This window comes from Croceicoccus pelagius, assembly GCF_001661915.1.
Classification (GTDB): domain Bacteria; phylum Pseudomonadota; class Alphaproteobacteria; order Sphingomonadales; family Sphingomonadaceae; genus Croceicoccus; species Croceicoccus pelagius.
This window is the reverse complement of sequence record NZ_LYWY01000039.1, coordinates 563,413-586,724: the sequence shown is the minus strand read 5'-3', so window position 1 is coordinate 586,724 and position 23,312 is coordinate 563,413. Positions and strand designations below refer to the sequence as shown.

Sequence of the window (23,312 nt, the reverse complement as noted above, 5' to 3'; positions counted from 1 at the left end):
TAGGCCCTGTTGACAAACTGATTGGTCCAGAGGCGGGCGGCGGCGATATGTATGAAGCCGAGATAGCTTGCTGAGGTTTTGTCGTATCGGGTTGCGAGGCGGCGCGAGCATTTGAGCTTGGCGAAGCACCGCTCAATACGGTTCCGCAAGGCGTAGGTGACGGTGTCGTGCGGGATCGGCTCTTTGCGATTGGCCTTGGCCGGGATCACTGGTGTTCCGCCACGCTCGGTGATCGTTGCCCGGATATGATCGCTGTCATAACCCCGGTCAGCCAGGAACACGCGAGCCGTCGGCAGGTCATCGTCGACCAGAGCATCGAAGCCTTTGAAGTCAGATACTTCACCTCCCGTTACTTCCGCCCGGACAGGGAGGCCGTGAGCGTTGGTAATGAGATGGATCTTGGACGTGAAGCCACCTTTTGAACGGCCAAAACCCTGTCTTTGAGTCCCCCTTTTGCGCCCGCTGCCAAGTGGTGCGCGCGGATCACGGTGCTGTCGATCATCTGGACGCTGTCTGGCGCTGCGCCGCTATCGTTGAGGGCATCGAGCACCAGTTCCCAAAGTCCGGCCAGGGTCCAGCGCCGGAACTGGCGATACACGCTCGACCACTTGCCGAACTCTTCAGGCAGATCACGCCAGGCAGCACCGGTTCGAGCAATCCAGAAAATACCATCGAGAACAAGGCGGTGGTTGGAGGCCGGGCGACCGCCTTGCCCCCGGATCGCTATCAAAAAGGGTTCAAAGAATGCCCACTCGGCATCCTCCATCAGCAACCGCGCCAAGATAACCTCCGCAAAAGCTATCTTGAATCACATCTCGCAGCGATTGTGAATCCAGTTTGTCAACAGGGCCTAGCTTACCGCCTCTCCCGATGACTGGTTTTTTACCTTCAGCTAATTCCGCATCAATAATCGCTAAAAGTCGTTTTTCCAGGTCAGTGCGAAGAGCGCCCTCACCCCTTAATGAATTGCTGATAGTAAAAAGTTTCTCACCAAGCGAGTATCTTATCCCTCCAACTGAAACCCCTAACTTTTTGGCATAATAGTGCAGGTCGATATTACGCTGCTCCGAAGCGGCAACGCCATCCGCTGAAGCCCTGTCAACTTCTATTGCTGTCAGGAACTTTTTACCGACTGGACTTAACCCTTCGTGCCGTTTCTTAAGTGACTGATTCCACTGTTTAATGACCTCCAACGCGCGTGGGCATAGTTTCTTGATGTCAAGCGCAGCAGCATAGTGCGTTTGATCGACCTGAAATCGATCAGTAAGGTGTAGTGCCGCGCCCGTGTCGTCCTCAATTAGTAGAATTTGGAGGGCCGCAGCCTGCTTTTCACAGAATTGCGCGTCAATGGCCGCTTTCTTGTTACGCTCTGCAGTCCTCGTTCGCCTCGTATTGACCGGTTGTGCACAAAACACACCTAGGTCGGCGAGTTCCGCTTTTAGGCGATAGAGATTAGGCCCGAGCGACTTGACGATCGCGCCACGTGAAAAGCCCAATCGCTCTGCGTAAGTGCTAATACGAATATTGTTACCAACTATCGCCAAGCTTTTGCCGGAAACTAGGTCAGCTTTGACTGCGTCCACAAATGCGCGTGCTATTGGCTTAAGCTCTCCTCGTCGGGCTTCAAAGTAGGCGTCCCAATTGGAAAGTGTGGCGGCGCAACACTTGACGAGGTAAGTGTAGTGAATATTGAGACGACTAGCATAGTGTTCCCTGCTAACTCCTCCCTTATCATTCAATTTGGCCGCATCGTTTGCTGAGTCCTTCCGGAGCATTTCGATTAAAGCGAGATTGATCCGATCTACTGCCTGCCCGGTTCTACCATCTACCCCAGCAAAGCCGGTCGGGGTGGTTGGCATCGCGACTTCGCCGCACAGGTCGTCGAGAAGATGACCCTGCTTCATGAGAGCAGCTAAACGGCCACTTCGGCATGTATTGACGGATGAGGATTGTAACCGACCACTTCGAAATCATCGATCTTGTAATCGTCGATGCACGCAGGATTTCGCAGCAGGCGCATTGTGGGGAACGGACGAGGTTCTCGAGATATCTGCTGCCGAACCTGCTCGACATGATTCGAGTAAATATGAACGTCACCACCAACCCAAATAAGTTCGCCAGGCGTCAAATTAGCTTGTTGAGAAAGCATAATAAGTAAAGCTGCTGCCGAAAAATAGTTAAAAGGTCCCCCCAAAAATAAATCACAACTGCGCTGTAAGAGAAGGCAATTTAACTCACCGCGGGAGGTCACATGGTATTGATATACCATGTGACATGGCGGCAGAGCCATCTTACCTAATTCTCCGACATTCCAACCGTGGAAGAGCATTCTTCTGCTAGCCGGATCACTCTTTAAAGTTTCGACAAGCGTTGCAATTTGATCGTGCTCTTTCCCCTGCGCATCGAGCCATCTACGCCATTGCTTTCCGTAAACTGGCCCTAGATCACCCCACTGTTCAGCAAAAAGTTCATCTTCGAGAATCTTGGCCTCGAAGTCTTCTTGCGAAATCTTCTGCCCTGTCTCATTTCGAAATCGCGCAAGTGGCCAATCCGACCATATGCGGACGTTTTGCTGGAGCAGTTCGCGGATGTTGGTCCTACCCGTGAGGAACCAGAGCATCTCTTTGAGAGCCACCTTCCAATAGACACGCTTCGTTGTGAGGATCGGGACAACGCCGTCCCTTAGATCAAACCTAAGGAGCTCTCCGAACAGAGCTTTTGTGCCAACACCCGTACGATCCTCACGTTCATCGCCTCTTTGAAGCACACGTTCCAGGAGTTCCAAATACTGATATTCTTGATGACGCAATTTTTGGTCACTCCAAAAAATTTTTCCGGGATTTTATGACCAGTATCGCGAGTATGTGCAACATGGGCCACCCCGACAGGCACTCACCCCCACAAGATAGAACTATCCTGCCTTTCGTTTCACATAACGCGTAATTCTCAATGGATTGTGGACCCAACGGAAGATTGTACACTGGAAAAAAAAACCGCACCCAACAGAAGATCGGCCGAACGCTGGAACATCAGCGAATTGAGCTTCCCGTCCGAAGTCACGTGATACTGATAGACCATGTGGCACGGCGGCAGGGCCATGCGGTCCAATTCCGCAACGTTCCACCCGTGGAACAGCATGCGCCTGCTCGACGGATTGTTGCGAAGCATGTCGACCAGCGTTTCGATCTGGTCATGCTCCTTGCCGTCGCTGCCCATCCAGCGGCGCCACTGCTTGCCATAGACGGGCCCAAGGTCGCCCCAGCGCGCTGCGAAATCGTCGTCGGCAACGATTCGCGCCTCGAAATCCTCCTGCGAGATATTGTCGCCAGTTTCCTTGCGGTAATGCGCCAAGGGCCAGTCGGACCAGATCCGCACGTTGTCGCGCAGAAGCGACCGGATGTTGGTCTGCCCCGTCAGGAACCAGAGCATCTCCTTCACCGCGGTCTTCCAGTAGACCCGCTTGGTGGTGAGAATTGGCACGCTCCCGTCCGAAAGGTCGAACCGCGCCATCGCGCCGAATAGCGACCGGGTGCCCACTCCCGTACGGTCGATACGCTCGTCCCCGTGCTCCAGCACGTTTTGCATCAGGTCGAGGTACTGGTACTCGGGGTGTCGCATTGCCATCATCCTGTCCGCCGCGCGCGATCACCTTTGGCCCATTCGCCGGATTATTCCAGATTTCGGCGTACGGCTTCCACACTTGCGGACATGTTTTCTCAAGGGATCGAACAATTCGTCGAGAAACTTCCGATTGCCCGCTTGCCAGAACGAAATGCGCCGCTTATAGGCCCGCACCTGCCTCGCCGCAGCCTCGCAAGAGCGCCGCAGCAGACCGATCGGTCGGGGAGTAGCTCAGCCTGGTAGAGCACTGTCTTCGGGAGGCAGGGGCCGGAGGTTCGAATCCTCTCTCCCCGACCAACTATTCGCTCAGGAAAATCAAGATGTTAGCGCACCGTTTGATGCAGAACGGTCGCTCATCTGTCGCGTTTTCGGCGCTCCGATCACAATCCGATCACACGGAGCAAAAAATGGCGACGATTACCAAGCGCAAGGGTGGCTGGTCCGTTCAGGTCCGGCGCAAGGGCTACGCTGCCCGCAACAAGACCTTTCCCACCAAGGCTGAAGCGCTGGCTTGGGGACGGGAACAGGAAGCCCTCATCGACAAGAGGCAGCTTCCGATCTGTGAGGCCCAACTTAAAGCCACGAGTCTCGGTCAGCTTATGGAGCAGTATCGCTCTATGGTGACGCCCACCAAGCGAAGTGCATACACAGAGCGCCTAAGGCTTGGTCGGATGATGAACGATCCTGTCATGACAACGATACTGATTAACCTGAGGCCGGGAGACTTCGCCTCTTACCGTGACAGGCGGCTGGCAGAGGTGAAACCGGGAACGGTCAGGCGAGAGCTATATCTGTTCGCCAACGCTATCGACATTGCGACGAAGGAATGGGCCTACCCCTTCCGCAGCAATCCCGTTCGCCTCATCAGCCTGCCCATCGCCAACGATGCGCGAGACAGGCGGCTGGAAGAAGGCGAAGTGGAGGCGCTGAGGAACGCCCTTACCTCAAGTCGCAACCCTTACATCGCTCCTATCGTCGAGCTTGCCATCGAGACGGGCCTTCGGAGGCGCGAGGTTCTTGAACTAACCTGGAGCAACGTCGACGCAACTCGACGGGTCGCCTTCATCCCGCAAACGAAGACAGGCCAGCCGCGCACTATCCCTCTCACTGATCGCGCTCTCTTCCTCTTGGCGGACCTAGAGCGTGGAAATGGCGATCAACTATTCCCCATCACTCTGAACGCCTTCAAGCAGGCATGGAAGCGGGTCCAGAAGCGTTCGGGCCTTGAAGACCTTCGCTTCCATGATCTTCGCCATGAGGCACTGTCACGCTTCTGCGAGATGGGCCTGTCTGTCCCCGAATTATCGGTAATCTCAGGTCATAAGGACCCTCGGATGCTGTTCCGCTATGCGCACCTTCGGGCAGATCGACTGGCGCAGAAGCTGGCTGGAAGAAGCTGGTCACCTTCTCCTGAACCGATGCAGGGACAAGAGGCAGGCGGGTAATCATCGTGGTGCGGAGTGGCCCTGCGGTGACTTGGAGGAACAGTTGCCTCCGTTGTCAAAAGCGGTCATTCCGCTAACGACCCGATTGCGGACTAGCGCTGTCCGTCGCTTTTCCGAAAATTAATCCGGTCACCACTGCGCACGAAGCGAGATGCTTCACCGTATGCTCGGATGTCCTGCAACGCCATTTTGCGGCATTCCGCATTATGATTTATTCTTGAGGCGACCAATCTACGCATTTCATCGTCGGCAAAAATCAGGTCATGAGCTTCTTGGATCGACACACCGAACTTTTGGCGCGTCGCTTTGACCAGTTCTATCCAATCTCGATTCGTGTCCTGCATTTCGCTCAAACTATTGCAGATCGAATGACTGCTTCCCACCCCATTTCGGTCATCCCGACCGGTTGGCGAGTTTTCCAAAAGCGGACTGGCAGCTATTTGCGTTTTTGGTCCAAAAGCGGAATGTCAGCAAACTACCCGATTGCGGACGTTAGACAAGGCGGTAGTTTGTCGTGATGCGCAAAATTGCAATCCTAATCGCAGTCGCCTCGGTTTGTAGCATCCTAGCTTATGCTCTTGGCTATGAAACGGGCAAACGCCATGAAGCGATAAAGAAGACCGATCCAGAGGCATGGAAGAGCAGCATTTATGCTGACCGACCTATAGTGCAGGACGCAATTAGACGCTGGGCGCAAAAAAATAACGTTAGTCCGCAGAGAGCGATGGAGGGGCGTTTAATTGTTTGGATGAATTTTCCAGACCGTGCATGCGTCAGTCTGTCCCTACATCCCGGATCGGTGGGAGGCGTCCCTGTATATTGCTACGCTGGCGATATTTCTGGGGCGGTATATAAACAAACCACACGCCTGATCGAAGAATACAGTGACGTAGAATAGCGCCCGCAATCCACCCCATTGCCGTCATCCCGCCCAGGCATCTCTTATCCTGAGAGCCGACCGGCGGCTTCGCTAGGTCGCTGATCAAGAGCGGAATTTCTGCTAGCGACCCCAATTGCGGTCTTAGCGACGAGCAGTTAAACTAAGTTCGGCTCTGACACGGTCGGCGTGGGCGAAACAGCAATGTTTCGTCTTGGCGGGTTCGACTCCCGCCCGTGAGTCCCTCCGCTCAAGAAATCTGCTTGTGCATATTCCTTCTGATGGGTGGTGTCCGCTTTCCACCCCAATTGCAGTCATCCGGCTTCGCGTGACGCTTGACCGATAGCCGTCAGTTCGGCGAGAGGCCCCCTTGCTCTAGCCTTCGAGAACAACAACAAGCCAGAGCCTTTAACGGTATTTTTGAAACTCCTTCGCCAAGGCTTGGGGAGGAATCCAGAGTCGGCTGAGATGGGACCCTAAAAGGGAGAAGACCCGTCCTATGCCAATGACTCCAGGGTCTCCCTCAACCCGTTCATCTCGTGAAAGGTGATATCCTACAGGTTTCCTGAATCGCATTAGGCTTGGCCCATGCGCCTTCCCGTCCCGCCCCATCCCTCCCAGACATTTCCCAGTCAGGTGTTCAAAGCACGATGCCGCTGTCGTGCCGATTAGGCCCAACGCACGAGCTACGAACCCTCGTACCCTGCGAGCATGAGCATAATCGACCGATGACCAAGCTATACACCGCTCCCGAGCTTCAGAACGCTCGCTACTCAACGCTTGCCGCACAACCACATTCCGAAACGTGTAAGAAGTTCTGCAACGTATTGATCCGTAAGCTACTTCATCAGGAGACACGCAATCCCAACGCTGCTCGACGGAAGGCTTTCGGCGCATTGATTGCGGACCTATTGGAGCATGATCCAGCGGAGAACGGCGGGTGGCTCTATCGGTCGATGAGTGCCAATTCGTTCAGCGGTGAAATCGTAGGTTATCGCCCGTTCAACGCCGTGATTGAGCCGATGAAGGGGTTGATGATCGACTTCGTTGCTGGGACTCGGCAATACACCCAGAGCGAGTTTACCGGAGGCAAAAAACAGCCCACATGGGGTCGTTGTGCCCGCTACAGGGCAACAGACTGGCTTCGTGACTGGTTCGCTGAGCAAGGCATCACATGGTCAACGTGGAATGAGCATTTCATTCGCGAAAGGCGCACCGAGAAGCCTAGGCAAGCGTCGGTAGTTCTCAGGGCAGCGAAGCGGGCCGACAGGCGTGAGGCGGCTTACGGTCGGACCATGCATTTCGATCCTTCTGCGCCCCACGCTGCCAAGATGGTAGAACGCATGGACAGGTTGAACTCCTTTCTGTGGGACCAGACGGTTGAGCCGCATAGGCCAGTCTTCCTACGGCGTATCTTTGCCAACGGGGACCTGCCTGACTTCGCATGGGACGCTGGTGGACGGTTAACCGCCTTGGGTAGCGAGAGCTTCCAGACCGCGAAGAAGCGCGACAGGAGAGCGATCCTTATCAACGGAGAAACGACCATAGAGGTTGATATCCGTGCCAGTCACCTGAGCATCTTGGTCGGCCAAGGCTACCTCCCAGGAGCCATACTGGAAGAAGACCCGTATGAAGTCGAAGGCATCCCCCGCGATGTCGTGAAGCAGTGGGTGACGATGACCCTTGGTCATGGCAAGCGCCATGTCCGCTGGCCTACGGCGACGAAAGCGACTTTCATCGAGAAGCATAGCATCAACCGTAAGCGCTGTTTTCAGCCCACGTCGCCCCAGGGCATGAGTTCGCCGACGCGGTTGGCCGGGTGACCGTTGGCGAGGCTCGAGAGAGTGGCTGTCAGCCAGGCGTTCGGCTCGATACCGTTCAGTTTGCAGTTTTCGATGAGCGTGGCGATCACCGCCCAGTTGTCGCCGCCTTCGTCGGAACCGGCGAACAGCGCATTTTTGCGATTGAGGGCGAGCGGGCGGATGGAGCGCTCGACGGTGTTGTTGTCGAGATCGATGCGGCCATCATCAAGGAACCGGAGGAGGCCATCCCACCGGGTGAGCGCATAGCGGATCGCTTCACCGAGCCTGCTCTTGGTGCTGATCTGCCGGGCACGGGTGTCGAGATACTGGTGGAGATCATCCACGATGGGCCTGCTCCGTGCATGGCGGACGGTCTGGCGTTGCCGCGCCGACAATCCCCGCACCTCGTCTTCGATTGCATAGAGTTCGGCGATGCGGCGCAGCACATCTGATGCGACCGGCGAGCTGTCTGCCAGTTCGTAGAACTTGCGTCGGACATGCGCCCAGCAGAGCGCGAGGGTCACGTCGCCGCGACGGCGGGCAAGAGCAGCGTAGCCGCCATAGCCATCGACCTGCAGGATGCCTGCAAAACCCTCGAGATGTGCTTCGGGCCGTTCGGCCTTCCGATCGGCGGCATAGACGTAGACGACCATCGGCGGATCGCTGCCGCCCCAGGGTCGATCATCGCGGGCATAGGCCCATAGCTGACCGATCTTGGTTCTGCCTCGTCCTGGATCGAGCACCGGTGCCGTGGTCTCGTCGGCGAACAAGCGCCCAGATCGTCGCAGTTCTTCGAGGGCATGATCGCGCAAGGGGCGCAAATACCAGGCCGCCCGGCCAACCCAGTCGGCAAGCGTCGAACGGTCAAGCTGAACGCCTTGCCGGGCATAGATCTGCGCCTGCCGGTAAAGCGGCAGGTGATCGGCGTACTTGGAGACCAGCACCTGCGCGATCAACGCTTCGGTCGGGATGCCTCCTTCGACAATACGGGCTGGTGCCGGAGCCTGGACCACGCCGCTCTCGCATGAGCGACAACCGTAGCGGGGACGACGCGTGACCAGCACGCGGAAGGTTGCCGGAACCACGTCGAGGCGTTCGGAGACATCTTCGCCAATCTGGTGGAGAGCACCGCCGCAGCAGGGGCAGTCATGGCTCTCAACATCGACAACCTGCTCGATCCGTTCCAGATGCGTCGGAAGCGAGCCACGGTTGGTCTTGCGCGGGCGCTCGGCCTTCTGCTTGCTCGCCTGCTCCTGCGCGTGTTCGGCTACGGCCAGGGCTGCTTCGACTTCCTCAAGGGCAAGCTCGAACTGGTCGGGATCAAGTTGCTCGGAACGGCGACCGAACCGGTGACGCTGCATCGCTTCGATGATCGCGCGCAGGCGCTCGACCTCATCGCGGAATGTCTTGAGAGTATCGAGCTCACGGGCCTGTTCGCGCACGAGCGCTCGCAGCGCTTCGACGTCTTCGGGCAGGTCCGCTTCGATCAGCATGGAGACACTGAATCAGTGGTGCGGTATCCCGTCAAGCGGCAATCTGCGGCGCCTTCGGGCGACGTCCGCCGTGGACACGCCGCCAGTCCAGTCCCTCCAGCAAAGCGCCCAGTTGTGCGGCGGTCAGCCGCATCACGCCGTCCTGAATCCGGGGCCACTTGAACGCACCTTGCTCCAGCCTCTTGGCCATCAGGCACAGGCCCGTTCCGTCCCACCAGATCATCTTGATCCGGTCCGCGCGCTTGGCGCGGAACACATAGATAACGCCCGAATAGGGCTTGCCGCCATACTCGGCGGCCACCAGCGCCGCGAGCGAGTCCGGTCCCTTGCGAAAGTCCACCGGGCGCGTTGCGAACATCACCTTCGCGCCAGCACCAGGCCCGATCATCGCGTCTCTCTCAGCGCAGTGATAACTGCCGAGATCGTGCCCGCATCTGCTCCACGAGCGATCTTCACCGTGATCCCGTCCACTTCCAGTTCCACCGTACTGGCCTTGCTGCGCCGCCGTCGGCGCACAGGCTTGTTCTTCGGTGCCGGATCGGGATCGGGCATCACGTCGATCACTGCCGGAACGAAGGTCGGCTCCGGCTTCGTGGTCTCCGAAACCATGAAGCCGTGCTCCTCCATCTGCTCGCGCAGCTGGCGGCGCCAGGTGAAGAGTTGCGAAGGAACCAGGCCATGACGGCGCGCGACCGCGCTCACCGTCTCCATCCCTGAATAGCTCTCCGCAACAATCGAGGCCTTCACTTCCGGCGGCCAATCCCGCCGCTTGCCCGCGCCGGTGAAAACCTCAAACCGCTGAACACCGCTAGTGCCAGTATCGTCACATGACATCGTCATAGCACCAACGCCCCTCCTGAAGATCAGGGCGCGGAAACTCGACGCTTCAGATTAACCGCGCAAGGTGGGACCGCGACAGCGCTTACCATCGACCTATCCGCTGAGTTTCCTATCAGAGCGGCAGGAGATGCAATTCTGGCGAAGCTACCGATACTGGACCCTGACGATAATGCACTGATGGACTGGGGACGGCTTCAGTATCTCGAAAGCGAGGCCCTGCTTACGGCTATGGAGGTGCTGGCCTTCGACCATCACATTCCATCACTTCCAGTCCACGACAGCCTCATCTTTCCTGAGTCTCATGGTGAGATAGGGAAGGAAACAATCAAGGCCAGCTTCAAGTCTATCGTAGGGGTAGAGCCTGTGGTGATGTGATAGAGGGCTATGAATGTCTCCCCTCTACCTGCTCATGGCTGGCCTTCACTACTAGGGGTAGGCGGAGGGTATACTAATAACGTTTTCGCAGGATCACGACGTTTGCGACCGTCATGGTAGCGAATGCATCGTAGTCTGCCCTACCCTCATCACCCCCACCGAGAACGGATGGCAGGGTCGGTGTTCTCAACACCCCTTTTTCAATGAGACAGGGAACACTGCGATCACAATCCGAACACAATGCATCGTGTGATTGCATCAGCATCAAGGGTCGTATACACCTGTCATCAGCGCCATAATGCACGGTTTTCTAAGCATCTTTTGGACCTCACGCGACCTCACGGAACTGCTCGTGACTGTCTTCGGGAGGCAGGGGCCGGAGGTTCGAATCCTCTCTCCCCGACCAATTTCGGCCAAGCGCCACAATCCCCACATTACCGCCAGCGCCGTGCCAACAAGCACGACTTCACAGGCGGCAAGGATATTTCGCTTCAACACCGAGGCGCGACCTAAATGCGACGGCATGGAAGCCGGCCCCCACTCATTCCGGCAATTAATCGCATTCAGAAAGCATACTTCCGTCATGTCGCATATCGCATCCGGCCTAAGCCGCCGCCTTTCGCTCGCCCTTGCCCTGTCCTCAGCCGCGCTCGTTCCGGGCACTGCACAGGCCACTGACGGATATTTCCTCAATGGCACAGGCGCGAAGGCCAAGGGAGCCGGTGGCGTCGAGATCGCGATGCCGCAGGATTCGCTCGCCATCGCGGTAAATCCTGCCGCCGCCACCGAAGTCGGACACCGCTTCGACGTGGGCGTTGAAATTTTCGTGCCCGATCGCGGCGCGCAGATCACCGGCAACCAGGCCGGTCTCGACGGAGAATACTCGGGCAATGGCTCGAACCCGTTCGTCCTGCCCGAAGGCGCCTATGTCCGCCCGTTGTCCGACACTGTATCCGTCGGCATCGCGGTGAATGGCAACGGCGGCATGAACACGCATTAAAAGACCAACCCCTTCGCCAGCTTCGGTGCGACGGGTCCGGCAGGCGTGAACTTGCGCCAGATCATGATATCGCCAACCATCGCGGTCGAATTTTCCCAAGGTCACTCGCTCGGCGTCTCGCCGCTCTTCGTGATCCAGAGCTTCGAACTTCACGGCGCGCAGCCCTTCGCGGCCTATTCGATGGACCCGGCCCACGTTTCGAACAACGGCGCGGACTGGACGACGGGCGCAGGCGTGCGCGTCGGCTATCTCGGTTCGGTCGGCGACAACGTGAAGATCGGCGCGTTCTACCAGTCGAAAGTCTGGTCGGGTAAGTTAGACGATTATGCGGGCCTCTTTGCCGAGGGCGGAGATTTCGACATTCCGGCTTCGTGGGGCGTCGGGGCATCGGTCAAGGCCGGAGACCGCCTGACGCTGGGCGCGGACTACAAGCGGATCGAGTATTCGGATGTCCAGTCGGTCGGCAACACGCTTGCCCCGCTGTTCCAGGGCGTGCCTTTCGGCGCGGACGGCGGCCCCGGCTTCGGCTGGCGCGATGTCGATGTCTGGAAGTTCGGCGCGGTCTACAAGGCCAGCCCCGCCCTGACCCTGCGCGCAGGCTATGGCCGATCGGAAAATCCGGTACCGCAATCACAGACCCTGCTCAACATTTTCGCCCCCGGAGTCGTGCGCGGGCACTACACGCTTGGCGCGACGGTAGCGGTATCGGACAATGCGGAAGTGACCGGCTACGTCATGCGCGCCCCGACCCAGACCGTGCGCGGTTCGGGTTCGATACCGACGAACTTCGGCGGCGGCGAAGCAGACGTGCACCTTGCAGAAACCGCGGTTGGCCTCTCGTTCGGTTACGCCCTCTAATCCATAACCGCCCGGCGTCACTGCGCCGGGCGGTTTTCACGGAACATGATCGCCGGTCATGCGTCGAAGAGACGACGATCGGACAAAGGATGAGGCAGACGTGAGTTATTACATAGCCAAGACTCTTCCCGTCACGCTGGAAGAGGCGATCGACCTGACCGAAGCGGCCCTGAAGAAGGAGGGCTTCGGCGTACTGACAAAGATCGATATCGCGTCGACGCTCAAGGAAAAGATCGGCGCCGATTTCCGCCCTTATACGATCCTGGGGGCCTGTAATCCCAAGCTTGCCTACGAAGCCCTTCAGGTCGAGGACAAAGTCGGCCTGATGCTCCCCTGCAACGTCATTGTACAGGACGCAGGCGACGGGCGGAGTGAAGTCGCAGCGATTGACCCGGTCGCGTCCATGCAGGCGATTGAAAACGATGATCTTCTCAAAGCTGCCAGCGAAGTGCGGGCAAAACTGGAGCGAGTGATTGCTGGTCTTTGACCTGGGACCACCGGTTTCAGAACGGCACAAAGAATGCTGCGAGCGCGAAGTTCGCTCGCAGAAATGGCCCTGATCTGATATGGTTTTGCCCACGTTCACAGCTGTGGGGGCCAATGTGACCGAACATGCACACCAGCCGACCGGACAGGTCGAGCATTTTCCGAAAACTCCGTCGCCCAAGGGCGTTTCGGACCAGCTCGGCCAGATCCGCGACACACTCTCGTCAGAGTTTCCGCAAGCCTCTGCCGTGACACTCGATTTCGACGGTGCATTGCACGCGCATATCGACGTGCGCGACGGTCACGACATCCCGATTGTCGAGGCACGGCTTGCCGGAATGTGTGGGGGGATCTTCAGCAAGGTCCGTCACGGAGCCTCGCCGAATCACCCCTTCCAACACCGTATCTCGATGGTGATCGAGCGTTAAAGCGCGCCCTCGCTGCCACCGTAATAGGCTTCCTGCAGCGAGCCGTCCCTGCCGCCGAAGCATTGCCAGGGTGCCTGTGCCCCTTCGACATTCACGTAGATCATGACGCCGCTCTCGGCCTCCTCGATTTGGCGCGTGCCGATGACGTTGCCGCCGGTCATCTCGTTGACGCGGGCAAGGCACTTGGTTTCCAACCCACCGGGTGAGCGGATCGGGTCCTTTAAAGCAGTCTTGGGCGCGGGCGCGGCAGGCTCTGCCGGGCCGTTCTCGCCCATACCGACATTGGCATCGCCCATCGCGATGCTGACCAGCCGGACCCCGTCGACATTGCCGACGATCTCACCGCCAAGCGCCTCTGCCGAAGCCTCGTTAGGGCAACCGACCAGGATCGCGCTGTCGTCGAGATAGTTTGAGGTCGCCGCACTTTCGCCAAGGCGGCGGCAGGCGTCGCCGGATGCGGGATAACCGTCACCGAAGGGCGACAGGCTTTCGGGAATCGCGGCTATTTCACCGGCAACGGCATCCTCGGTCTCTTCGCTTTCGGGTGCAGGCTCGGATCCGCAGGCCGCAAGCGTGAAGGCGAGCAGAGCGGTGACGGCAATCTTGCGCATGATGATATTCCCCCACTGGATGACAGGCCGACGCTTGCCTGCCTGCCGATACGAAACGGACTTCACGCATCATGCTCCCCTTCTCCATGGCCGAAGTCAACTGCGCCCGCATTACGGTTTGATGAAAGGCAAGGACACTGTTCGGGGTATTGCATGTCGCGCAGGCTCCCCATCGCCGGTGACAGGCGCTAGGCTTGGCAGAAGGATTAGACATGGCGGATCAGAGGGGTAAGCGATGACACCGTCGAGCTGGCATATTGGAAACTGGGCCCGCGGGCTTGCCCTGCTCCTGCTCGCGCTTGCGCTTGCGCCATTGCACGCTCACGCGGCACTTGTCCCGCTTGTCGCAGAGGCAGTCGAGCTCGAAAGCCAGGTCGAGGCGACAAAGATCGAGAAGCAGGAACACGACGCCGAGCTCGACAGCCTGTTTGCCGAATTCAAGACCAATGCCGACGAGGCGCGTGCGATCCTGAAGAAAAACGCCTCGGACTATTCGGTCCAGAATCGCACGAAGCTGTCGCAGGTCCGCGCCAGGCTTGCACGCGACCGCGATCTGGCCGACGCGCTTGCAACCCGTGGGTCGCTAGACACGCGCATCCTGCAAGCCCGCATCGATGCTCTGGGGCCGCCCCCTGCCGAAGGTGCGAGCGAGCCGGGCTTCATGACCGAGCGGCGCGAGGAACTCACCAAGCGGCTCGGCACGATCCAGCAACCAATCCTGCGCCTGCGCGATGCACAGGTAACCGCGGCAGTCCTCGTCAGCGAACTGGACGAAACAATCAGCGACCTGACGCAGCGCCGCCTGTTCCAGGGCGGCCAGTCCCCGATCGACCCACGCCTCTGGGTCGGCAGCGCCAAGGACGTCACCTCGGGCATAACCAAGGCTGCTGCAGCGGCCAACAAGGCCGTGGCAGAGCATGGCGCAGGCTATGTCACGCTCGGCGTGCTGCTCGTGCTCGGGATCGTTGTCGGACTGCCATTGTTCGGAGTCTTCGCGCGGCGCTTCATCACGCGGTTCGTTGAAAAGCGCCTGTTGTCTGCGGGCGGCGTTGCGCGTCGGCTGGTGCTCACGATCTTGCTCGACAGCCTCCTTGCGCTGGTGCTCGGAATCAGCCTTTTTCTCGCGACCCTCGTGCTGCTCGCGGCTCTTATCCCCCTGATCGGGGCCGAGAGCATCGGCGAGCTTGCCGCAAGCTTCATCCTGGCAGGCATCATCATCGCAATAGGTCACTGGCTCGGGCGCGGCGTATTGATGTCGCCCTTCCCCGAACTGCGACTGATTACGCTGCCCGAAGAAGGCGCGCGGCGCGCGCTCCTGATCGTTCGGCGCATCGCCTATGTGCTTGCCGCCGAACTGGTCGTGGCGAACCTTGAAGAATACAACCTCCTCGGCTCGGACCTCTCGCGCCTATTGTCCGCCATGCTGGTGACACTGGGCGCGTGGCTGCTGTGGCAATTGGCAAACTCGATCCTTGAGGCGCGCCGTTTCTGGGAGAGCAGGGTCGGGAAAAGCGCGACCGATACGCAACCCGATGCAACGCTCGATTTTGCAACGCCCATGGCGCGGGCGATCAAGGTCTTTGCACTGGCGGCCTTCATTGCCGCGCTGATCGGTTTCGCGCTGCTGGCGCGGTATATCTTTGCAGCGCTTTTGCTCTCGCTCGGCACGATCTGCACTGCGATCTATGTACACCGTTCCTTCGCGCTGTTCGTAACGTCGCTGACCACTGGCCGCCTGCATCGCTATCGGCGGGTTTTGCACTTCCTGCCACTGCTCAGCGGGATTGCCGCGACACTATTGGTCATACCGGTTCTGGCGGTAATCTGGGGCTACAGCGTCTACGAGATCGGCGACACGCTTCTTGCCCTGCGTAACGGGGTCAATTTCGGCGAAATCAGGATTTCCGCAGGTGACGTATTCACCTTCTTCATCGTGTTCTTCATCGGTTTTTTCGTGACGCGTTGGCTGCAGCGGTTCCTCAAGGTCTCGATCATGCCGGAATTCGGGATGGACGCGGGCGCGGAAGCGGCCATCATTACGTTCTTCGGCTACATCGGCATCACACTGTCCGCCGTGGTCGCCATCGCGACGACGGGCCTCGATCTTTCCAGCCTCGCATTCGTGGCCGGTGCATTGTCGATCGGTCTCGGCTTCGGCCTTCAATCGGTGGTGGAAAATTTCACCAGCGGCATCCTCCTGCTCGTGGAAAGGCCGATCAAGGTCGGTGACTGGATCGAAGTTGGTGAGCATTCGGGCATCGTGCGCAAAATCGCGGTCCGGTCGACCCACGTCGAAACGTTCGACCGGCACCAGATCATCATTCCGAACTCGCAGCTCATCACCGAAGTCGTGAAAAACCGCAGCTTCAGCGCCGCGCCCACGCGCATCGTCGTCCCGGTCGGCGTCGCCTATGGCACAGACCTCGAAAACGCGCGCTCGATCCTGCTGGAGATCGCGCAGTCCAACGGAAAGGTGCTGGAAACGCCCGAGCCCGCCGTTGCCATCGAGGGTTTCGGGGATTCCTCGATCAACATGAAGATCCTCGCCTTCGTCCGCGAGGCGACCGACGGCGCGCCAACCGCGTCGGAAATCTATTTCGCCATCGCCAGCCGCTTTGCCGCCGAAGGAATCGAGATTCCCTTCCCGCAACGCGACCTGCACGTCCGCACGCTACCTGACGAACTGATCGCAAAGCCGGGACCGGCATGAGGCAAAGCACTGACAGGAAGCGCCGCGGCGCCTTGCTGATCGCGGGAGGATTGATGATGTCGCTTCTGGGTTCGTCGTGCCAATCCCTGCCCGAAGTGATGACGTACGCCGACTTCCAGAAGCTGGAGCAGCCCGCCTCACCCCGCGCGATACCCTATGGCGACGATCCGCTACAGCATGTCGACTTCTGGCTACCCGAAGGTAATGGGCCGCACCCGGTCGTATTCCTGGTCCACGGCGGATGCTGGCAGACGCGGATCGCGCAGGCCCATATCATGAACCGCATGGCCGAAGCATTCGTAAAACGCGGTGTGGCGGTGTGGAACATCGAATATCGCGGCGTCGACGTGGATGGTGGCGGCTATCCCGGCACTTTCGCGGATGTCGCGGCGGCGGCGGACCTGCTCGAGATGCGCGGTGGAGAGTTCGGCCTCGATACCTCGCGGGTTGTTGCGGTCGGCCACTCGGCAGGCGGCCATCTCGCGCTGTGGCTGGCCGGTCGGCACAAGATAGGCGCGACGAGCCCGCTTCACACCGATGCTCCGCTCGACCTGAATGCGGTCGTCAGCATAGGCGGTCTGCCCGATCTCGAAAACGCGAGAGTCGAAGCCTCTGGCGCATGCGGCGCCGATACGATCGATCTTCTTGTCGGCGCATCGAGAGACGATCGTTTCGCGGATACCTCACCCGTGGAACTCCTGCCGCTCGGCACGCTGCAAGTGCTGGTGTCCGGCGGCGAGGACGTGATCGCGCCGCCTCGTTTCGCGCAAGGCTATGCCGCGAAAGTCGAGGTTGGCGGCGACGTTGTGCGCGTGGTCTCAATTCCAGACCAGGGACATTTTGAGCTGATCACACCCGGCACGAAAGCGGGCGACAAGGTTATCGACCTCGCCGTCGAGCAACTCGGGCGCTGATAATGGCGGCAGTCTCTATAGCCGACATTTTCGAAATGGATGCCCACGACCCGCTCGCGCCTGTGCGGGATCGTTTCCAATTGCCGGAAGGCGTGATTTATCTCGACGGCAACTCACTAGGCGCCTTGCCGCGGCAAACGCCCGCGCATGTCGCGCACGTCGTCGAGTCGCAGTGGGGTCGCGATCTCATCCGCAGTTGGAACAGGCATGACTGGATCGGCATGCCGCAGCGGCTCGGCGCGAAAATCGCGGGCCTGATCGGAGCGCAAGGCGACGAGGTAGTCGCTTGCGATTCGACATCGGTGAACCTGTTCAAATTGCTGCATGGCGCGTTCGCGTTGTCGCCATCGCGTACGACGATCCTTTGCGAGCGCGCGGGCTTCCCCACCGATCGCTACATGGCTCAATCGGTGGTCGACCTTGCAGGTGGAAGGGGCGTGAAAGCTGTCGAGCGCACTCAGATCGCCGACGCCATCGGCGAAGATACGGCAGTCGTCCTGCTCACCCACGTCGACTATCGATCCGGTCACAAGCTGGACATGGCAGCCGTAAACAGGGCTGCGAAAGACAAGGGCGCGCTGGTCCTCTGGGATCTCAGCCATAGCGCGGGCGCGATTGATGTCGATCTTGCCGCGAGCGGCGCGGACCTGGCCGTCGGTTGCGGCTACAAGTATCTCAACGGCGGACCGGGAGCACCCGCTTTTCTCTACGTCGGCAAGGAACTGCAAGAGCGCCTGTCATCGCCCTTGCCCGGCTGGATGGGACATGCGCAGCCGTTCGCGTTCTGGCAAGGATACGAACCCGCACCGGGGATAGACCGTTTCCTGTGCGGCACGCCGCCAATTCTTGCCATGGCCGCTCTGGAAAGCGGGCTGGCGCAATTCGAAAGCGTCGATATCGGCGCCCTGTTCGCCAAAGGGCAGGCCCTTTGCGATCTCTACATCGACCTGATGCAGGGTCTGTCGCAGCGTCACGGGTTCGCACTGGCTTCGCCGAAAAACCCGGATGAACGCGGAAGCCATATCTCCTTCGCACACCCTGAAGCCTACGCGATATGCCAGGCCCTGATCTCGCGCGGGGTGATCGGCGACTTCCGCACGCCCGACCTGCTCCGCATGGGATTTACGCCGCTCTACACGCGGTATCGGGACGTATGGGAGGCCGTGCAGATACTTGCCGACATCATGGATAGCGGTGTGTGGGATGACGCGCGGTTTAGCCAAAAACAGCGCGTAACCTGATCGGCAAAGGGGTGGGGACAAGCATGCGTCTGGCGACAATGATCACGGCCCAAGGCCTGCGAAACGCCCTGCTGATCGTTTTCGTCGCATCGCTGCTCGGCGGCATGATGCTGCCGGTCTATACCGACGAGATCGGATGGCGGTTGCAGGAACGCGCAGCACTTGACGGCGTCGACAAGCTCTACAGCGATATCTGCGGGCCTAATACGCTTGCGGTCCCGCCCTGGTTCATGTGGCCTGTCAGGTATTATTCCGCGTTCTGGAATACGGCTTTCCCAGACCCGTTCTATGTCAGGTTGTCAGGGGTTTTCTATGCTTTGGTCTGGACCGGGTTGCTGTTCGCCCTGACCAAGACACTGACCTCTGATCGGGATCGCCAGATCACCCTGCAACTGGTCGGCTTCGGGCTGATGACGATGGGGGTAATGCCGCTGCTGCTGATCTGGAGCCGGCCGGAACAACCAATCCTTTTATGCCTGACCGCCGCACTCCTGACACAGGCGGTCGCAACTCGGTCGGCTGACCGAAAACAGCTATGCGCATGGCTCGCGTCGGCGACGATCCTCGCGCTCGCAGTGGTGGCCTTCAGCTACCACCTGAAGGCAATCGTCCTTACTCCCGTTTTCGTCGCTTGCATCATCCTTGCTGCCAAAGGAAAACGGACAATACTGCCGCGTGCAATCGCAGTAGCGGCGGTTTGCTATGCCGGAGCAGTGTCGTTCCGGTATTGGACCGAGCGTCTGAAATGTCCTGACGACCCGGTTTCGGCTGCGCTATTCGCCAAAAACAATCTCGGATTTACCGGATTGATGGATGGCCGATTTCTTGAGACCGTGCAGAGTATGCTCGGTAACATCGGGCTGACCCGTTTAGTCTTGCGTACTTCCCCGGAAATCACGCCGACATCGCTCTGGCTGTTACCCGGCCAAGTCGATTACGCAGTGGTTCTGTCTCAAGGGCTTGTCCAGTTAATCGTGTGGGCCGCAATTCTCGGCTTGGGGGGAACATTCGTGGTTCCGACGCTCTGGAGCAGCGTTCGAGGCACATTGATCAACGGGCGGACTGTTCTGGCAATCATGCTGGTGGGAGCAGGCCTAGCCTGGACCGCGCCCCTCCTGATCGTTAATCCATACGAAGCGGTTTTCGTACTGCCTTCGATTATGCTTGGGCTGTTGTCGGCGTTCGTACATGATGGCGGCAGATTTCTCGAAAAAGCGCTTTCTTTCCTGTCCCGCATCTGCGCGATGACCGGCATCGCCTGTGCGCTTTCGGCATGGATCATCTACGGCCCTTCGCTTGCACAATCTTTCGGACGCTCCGGCGATATCGCAAGTCAACGGTTCTCGGTCGCACCATTCGGCTTTCACACCCTTCGATCCGAGATCGAAGCGACAGCCGAATTATGCGGAATCGGCAGACCGAAGTATCAGCGCAGATTACTGGTCGATGACGTGACCTACTTCATGTTCATGGAGAGCCGTATGCCCGAACATGAAATTGCCGTATTGGGAACGAGAGACAATAGCATCGACGATCCGATAGCCTATCTCCGATCCCGTAATTCGAGCGGGATCGTAGTAGGTTGCCACCTGCTCCCAGCAGATATTCGCGCCAAGTCTGTCAGCTATGGTCGGATATGCTGCCTGAACCTCCGCGACGAAAATGCTCAACCCGCGGAGTAGATCACCGCATCGCCTTCGGCCCAAGGCCTGTGCTTTGCCATCACGCCCTTGAACAGATCGGAGGCCAAGTGCGCATCAAGCCATCCGGCAAGGTGCGACAGCCCTGCCGCATCGAACCATTCGCGGTCGACGGCGGCGAACTGGCGGACGAAAGGCATGATCGCCATGTCGGCGATACCGCGCCGGTCGCCGCAAAGCTGTCCCGTCTCGGCGATCCGGCGATCGAGATCGGACAGGAATGCGAGAGCAGCTCCGCGGTGCTCCTCGGCGTCCGACGCGTGCCGTTCGGGATATTTGTAGCGGTCGAGGTGATGCTTGAATTCGCCGTCGTTCCTCGCGATCAGATCAGCGTCGTCACGCTTCAGCCAGCCTTCCGGATCGTTGCGCGAAAGTGCGAGCCGCATGATCTCTATGCTCTCGTCCGCGACTTTCCCGTCCCATTGGACCAGAACCGGAACCGTCCCCTTGGGAGAGGCGTCCAGCATCGCTTCCGGCTTGGCCGCCAGCTTCACTTCGCGCAATTCGCAGGTCATGCCACTGATCGACAGGGCCAGCCGCGCACGCATCGCGTAAGGGCAGCGGCGGAAGCTATAGAGGATTGGCAGGCGCTGTTCAGTCATCGTTGCGCCTGAGCAGCTTGGCGCCGACGTGCTGCTCACCTCGCTCGGCCGCAAGGCGCTGCTGCCTGTTCCGCTCGCGGTACGAGGCGCGCTGCTCCTCGGTCCGCTCTGAATGGCAATGCGGGCAACTCACGCCTTCCTCGTAGAGTTCGGAAGCGCGGTCCTCCTCACTGATCGGATTGCGACATGCGTGGCAAAGGCCATAACTGCCCTCGACAAGACCGTGACGAACCGTGACGCGGTTGTCGAAGACGAAGCATTCGCCTTCCCACAGGCTCTCGTCCTCGGGCACGGTTTCGAGATATTTGAGAATGCCGCCCTTGAGATGGAAGACATCCTCGACACCTTCCTGCTTGAGGAATGCGGTCGATTTCTCGCATCGGATGCCGCCTGTGCAGAACATTGCGACTTTAGGCTGCCGCCCTTCGCCCAAAAGGCGCTCCCGCTCCTCCCGGAACCATCCGGGAAAATCGCGGAAGCTGGCAGTTTTCGGATCGATGGCGCGCTGGAAGGTTCCGACCGCGACTTCATAATCGTTGCGGGTGTCGATCACGATCGTGTCGGGATCGGAAATAAGGTCGTTCCAGTCCTGCGGATCGACGTAAGTGCCGACGCTGCGGCGCGGGTCGATCCCTTCCTCGCCCATCGTCACGATCTCGCGCTTCAGGCGCACTTTCATGCGGTTGAAGGGCATCGAGGATGCAGAAGAGAACTTCACGTCGAGATCGGCACAATCGGGAAAGGCGCGGATGTGTTCGAGCACAGCCTCGATCCCTGCGGGCGGGCCCGCGATCGTGCCGTTCACGCCTTCGCGGGCGAGCAGCAGCGTACCGCGAACGCCCTGATCGTCGCACAGCACCTGAAGCGGTTCGCGCAAGTCGGCAAAGTCATCCAGCGCCGTGAAACGGTACAGCGCGGCGACGAGGACTTCGCCGCAATCGGAAATCGGATTGGTCATGCGCGGCCCATAGCGCCAAGCCCGCCGCCAGTCAGCCCCGATGCGTCATGCGATCAGCGCGATGAATTCCCAAAGCACGATGGCAATGAGCAGGGTGAGGCTCGACATCAGCGCCAGCGCCGCCGTCCTGCCCGAACGCCAGCGGGCATTGGCAAGCACGATGCCGGTCTTGAACGCCATGTTCACTCCCACCGTTCCGGCCAGCGCCAAAGCCGCGATGCGCGGCGCGACCGCACCCTCGGGCAGGGCGGAAAAGGCGACGATGGCTGCGTCGACATCGAAACTGCCCGCGATGAAGAGCGACAGACCCCCGCCCGCTTCCCCGAACTCGGCCTGGGCCCAGTTCACCAGCAACGATGCTCCCGCAACTGCAGCGAGGAAGACGAAGGCAGGCAGCAATGCAAATGGCTTTCGGGTGACTTTCGGCGCGTCGGGAGCTTCCTGTCCGGTCTCAAAGCGCCATGCGATCGCGGTTGCGACGAACGCCATCAGTGTCGGCGCGCCCAGCAACAGAGTGATCGGCACGGTGATTACCGGCGCCAATATCGCCGTCAACGCGATGACGCGCAGGTACATGATCGAACTGGCCAGCGCGATGCCGGTCGAAAACGGCCCACCGCCACCTTCCCTCAAGCGCTCGGCAAGCGAGGCGGTCACGGCCGTCGACGAATAAGCGCCGCCGATCATGGCCGTCACGATCGTCCCGCGCCGATCCCCGACAAGGCGATTGGCGACGTAGCCTGCAATGGAAAACCCGGTAATGAGCAGGACGACAAGCCAGAGCTTGAACGGATTCCAGGCATCGTAAGGGCCATATTGCGCATCGGGCAGGAACGGCAGGATCGCCACCGACAGGACGGCATAGCGGGCGATGGCCTGCATTTCGTCGCGCGTCAGGTGCTTCACGAAAGCATGGCTCTGGCGGCGTACGGCGAGGATGAAGCTTGTCACCGCCGCCCCGGCAATCGCGAAGGCAGGATAGCCCGCTCCCCCAAGCAGCCCCAGGCCCAGCGCGACAAGAGAGGCGACCATCGTCGTCGCATCGCGGCTGCCGCTGCCGATGATGGCCCGCAGGAACAGGGTGACGAGAACGACGAGTAGTGCGGCGAGCAGGACCGCCGCCACCGCCTGCGAGACATGCACCGCGACAAGCGAGACGAGAGCGCCCATCCCGCCGATCAGGGTGAAAGTGCGAATGCCTGCGACACGCGATCCGCTGGCCTGTTCGCGCTGGTGCCAGCCGCGCTCGATCCCGATCAGCAGGCCGGCGGCAAGCGCAGAAAGGAGCGGCAGGGCGAGTTCGGCATCAAGGTAGGGGTACTGAACCGACAACGCTTTCCCAATCAGCAAG

The 23,312-nt window shown here is 59.5% G+C and carries 21 protein-coding genes, 1 tRNA gene and 2 pseudogenes; 12 read left to right on the top strand and 12 right to left on the bottom strand.

Translation table 11 applies throughout. The features are described from left to right. The 4 genes and pseudogenes from A9D15_RS16315 to thyA form a co-directional block, all read right to left on the bottom strand. Positions 1–766: pseudogene (locus A9D15_RS16315) on the bottom strand (IS5 family transposase); the annotation flags it as partial. Next, positions 738–1,904 (bottom strand): hypothetical protein, encoded by a 1,167-nt coding sequence (locus tag A9D15_RS14235; protein WP_066766043.1) that lies wholly within the window; start codon positions 1,902–1,904, stop codon positions 738–740. The gene A9D15_RS14235 and the pseudogene A9D15_RS16315, both read right to left, overlap by 29 nt. Positions 1,905–1,912: 8 nt before the next feature. Next, the gene (locus tag A9D15_RS16310; RefSeq protein ID WP_082924483.1) at positions 1,913–2,809 is read right to left on the bottom strand and encodes a thymidylate synthase; all 897 of its coding nucleotides are present in this window, start codon (positions 2,807–2,809) and stop codon (positions 1,913–1,915) included. Between the two features lie 179 nt (positions 2,810–2,988). After that, positions 2,989–3,618 (bottom strand): annotated as a pseudogene (gene thyA, locus A9D15_RS14225) (thymidylate synthase); the annotation flags it as partial. A gap of 223 nt (positions 3,619–3,841) precedes the next feature. Between thyA and A9D15_RS14220 the strand changes: the two are divergent. Both A9D15_RS14220 and A9D15_RS14215 read left to right on the top strand, forming a co-directional pair. Continuing rightward, a tRNA-Pro gene (locus A9D15_RS14220) sits at positions 3,842–3,918 on the top strand. A 110-nt stretch (positions 3,919–4,028) separates the two neighbouring features. Next, on the top strand, positions 4,029–5,066 hold the full coding sequence (locus A9D15_RS14215) for an integrase (protein WP_066766187.1): 1,038 nt from the start codon (positions 4,029–4,031) through the stop codon (positions 5,064–5,066). Positions 5,067–5,158: 92 nt separating this feature from the next. Here the strand turns inward: A9D15_RS14215 and A9D15_RS14210 are convergent, their stop codons facing one another. Next, positions 5,159–5,410: a hypothetical protein gene (locus A9D15_RS14210; RefSeq protein WP_066766040.1), complete on the bottom strand. Its 252-nt coding sequence runs from the start codon at positions 5,408–5,410 to the stop codon at positions 5,159–5,161. Between the two features lie 1,261 nt (positions 5,411–6,671). Here A9D15_RS14210 and A9D15_RS14205 point away from each other — a divergent pair. Then, positions 6,672–7,766 carry a hypothetical protein gene (locus A9D15_RS14205; protein WP_156521796.1) on the top strand — a complete coding sequence of 365 codons (1,095 nt, stop codon included), beginning with the start codon at positions 6,672–6,674 and terminating at the stop codon, positions 7,764–7,766. Here the strand turns inward: A9D15_RS14205 and tnpC are convergent. From tnpC to tnpA, 3 genes are read right to left on the bottom strand one after another with little or no spacing between them, the layout of a single operon-like run. Beyond that, a complete protein-coding gene (gene tnpC, locus A9D15_RS14200; protein ID WP_066766037.1) occupies positions 7,715–9,238 on the bottom strand; it encodes an IS66 family transposase in 1,524 nt (507 codons plus the stop codon). The two genes, A9D15_RS14205 and tnpC, sit on opposite strands and share 52 nt — an antisense overlap. A 31-nt stretch (positions 9,239–9,269) precedes the next feature. Further along, on the bottom strand, positions 9,270–9,596 hold the full coding sequence (gene tnpB, locus A9D15_RS14195; RefSeq protein WP_216634396.1) for an IS66 family insertion sequence element accessory protein TnpB: 327 nt from the start codon (positions 9,594–9,596) through the stop codon (positions 9,270–9,272). Positions 9,597–9,622: 26 nt separating this feature from the next. Beyond that, positions 9,623–10,078, bottom strand: a complete 456-nt coding sequence (tnpA, locus tag A9D15_RS14190; protein ID WP_066561309.1) for an IS66-like element accessory protein TnpA — start codon at positions 10,076–10,078, stop codon at positions 9,623–9,625. 177 nt (positions 10,079–10,255) lie between these two features. On the opposite strand from tnpA, the gene A9D15_RS14185 reads away from it, so the two are divergent. The 5 genes from A9D15_RS14185 (at position 10,256) to A9D15_RS14170 (ending at position 13,225) form a co-directional block, all read left to right on the top strand. Next, positions 10,256–10,453, top strand: a complete 198-nt coding sequence (locus A9D15_RS14185; protein ID WP_066766033.1) for a hypothetical protein — start codon at positions 10,256–10,258, stop codon at positions 10,451–10,453. Positions 10,454–11,036: 583 nt separating this feature from the next. Continuing rightward, complete coding sequence (locus tag A9D15_RS17015; protein WP_229660238.1) at positions 11,037–11,453, top strand: porin family protein; 417 nt, start codon at positions 11,037–11,039, stop codon at positions 11,451–11,453. Between the two features lie 45 nt (positions 11,454–11,498). Continuing rightward, positions 11,499–12,311: an OmpP1/FadL family transporter gene (locus A9D15_RS17010; protein ID WP_268237063.1), complete on the top strand. Its 813-nt coding sequence runs from the start codon at positions 11,499–11,501 to the stop codon at positions 12,309–12,311. Between the two features lie 58 nt (positions 12,312–12,369). Then, positions 12,370–12,798 carry a DUF302 domain-containing protein gene (locus A9D15_RS14175; RefSeq protein ID WP_229660240.1) on the top strand — a complete coding sequence of 143 codons (429 nt, stop codon included), beginning with the start codon at positions 12,370–12,372 and terminating at the stop codon, positions 12,796–12,798. 115 nt (positions 12,799–12,913) lie between these two features. After that, on the top strand, positions 12,914–13,225 hold the full coding sequence (locus A9D15_RS14170; protein WP_066766031.1) for a hypothetical protein: 312 nt from the start codon (positions 12,914–12,916) through the stop codon (positions 13,223–13,225). Here the strand turns inward: A9D15_RS14170 and A9D15_RS17005 are convergent. Continuing rightward, complete coding sequence (locus A9D15_RS17005; RefSeq protein WP_229660241.1) at positions 13,222–13,902, bottom strand: hypothetical protein; 681 nt, start codon at positions 13,900–13,902, stop codon at positions 13,222–13,224. The genes A9D15_RS14170 and A9D15_RS17005 overlap by 4 nt on opposite strands. 169 nt (positions 13,903–14,071) lie before the next feature. Here A9D15_RS17005 and A9D15_RS14160 point away from each other — a divergent pair, with 169 nt between their 5' ends. From A9D15_RS14160 to A9D15_RS14145, 4 genes are read left to right on the top strand one after another with little or no spacing between them, the layout of a single operon-like run. Then, positions 14,072–16,546, top strand: a complete 2,475-nt coding sequence (locus A9D15_RS14160) for a mechanosensitive ion channel family protein (RefSeq protein ID WP_066766029.1) — start codon at positions 14,072–14,074, stop codon at positions 16,544–16,546. After that, a complete protein-coding gene (locus A9D15_RS14155; protein WP_082924481.1) occupies positions 16,543–17,460 on the top strand; it encodes an alpha/beta hydrolase family protein in 918 nt (305 codons plus the stop codon). Before A9D15_RS14160 ends, A9D15_RS14155 begins: the two co-directional genes overlap by 4 nt. A gap of 2 nt (positions 17,461–17,462) precedes the next feature. Then, complete coding sequence (gene kynU, locus A9D15_RS14150) at positions 17,463–18,701, top strand: kynureninase (RefSeq protein WP_066766025.1); 1,239 nt, start codon at positions 17,463–17,465, stop codon at positions 18,699–18,701. Positions 18,702–18,724: 23 nt separating this feature from the next. Then, entirely contained in the window at positions 18,725–20,383 is a 1,659-nt protein-coding gene (locus A9D15_RS14145) for a hypothetical protein (protein WP_156521795.1), read from the top strand. Here A9D15_RS14145 and A9D15_RS14140 read toward each other — a convergent pair. The 3 genes from A9D15_RS14140 to A9D15_RS14130 are packed head-to-tail and all read right to left on the bottom strand — an operon-like array spanning position 20,368 to position 23,311. Then, complete coding sequence (locus tag A9D15_RS14140) at positions 20,368–21,003, bottom strand: glutathione S-transferase (RefSeq protein ID WP_066766019.1); 636 nt, start codon at positions 21,001–21,003, stop codon at positions 20,368–20,370. The genes A9D15_RS14145 and A9D15_RS14140 overlap by 16 nt on opposite strands. Further along, entirely contained in the window at positions 20,996–21,961 is a 966-nt protein-coding gene (gene trhO, locus A9D15_RS14135) for an oxygen-dependent tRNA uridine(34) hydroxylase TrhO (protein ID WP_066766016.1), read from the bottom strand. The genes A9D15_RS14140 and trhO overlap by 8 nt, the downstream gene beginning before the upstream one ends. Positions 21,962–22,006: 45 nt before the next feature. Then, on the bottom strand, positions 22,007–23,311 hold the full coding sequence (locus A9D15_RS14130) for an MgtC/SapB family protein (RefSeq protein WP_082924480.1): 1,305 nt from the start codon (positions 23,309–23,311) through the stop codon (positions 22,007–22,009). Between the last annotated feature and the right edge of the window lies 1 nt (position 23,312).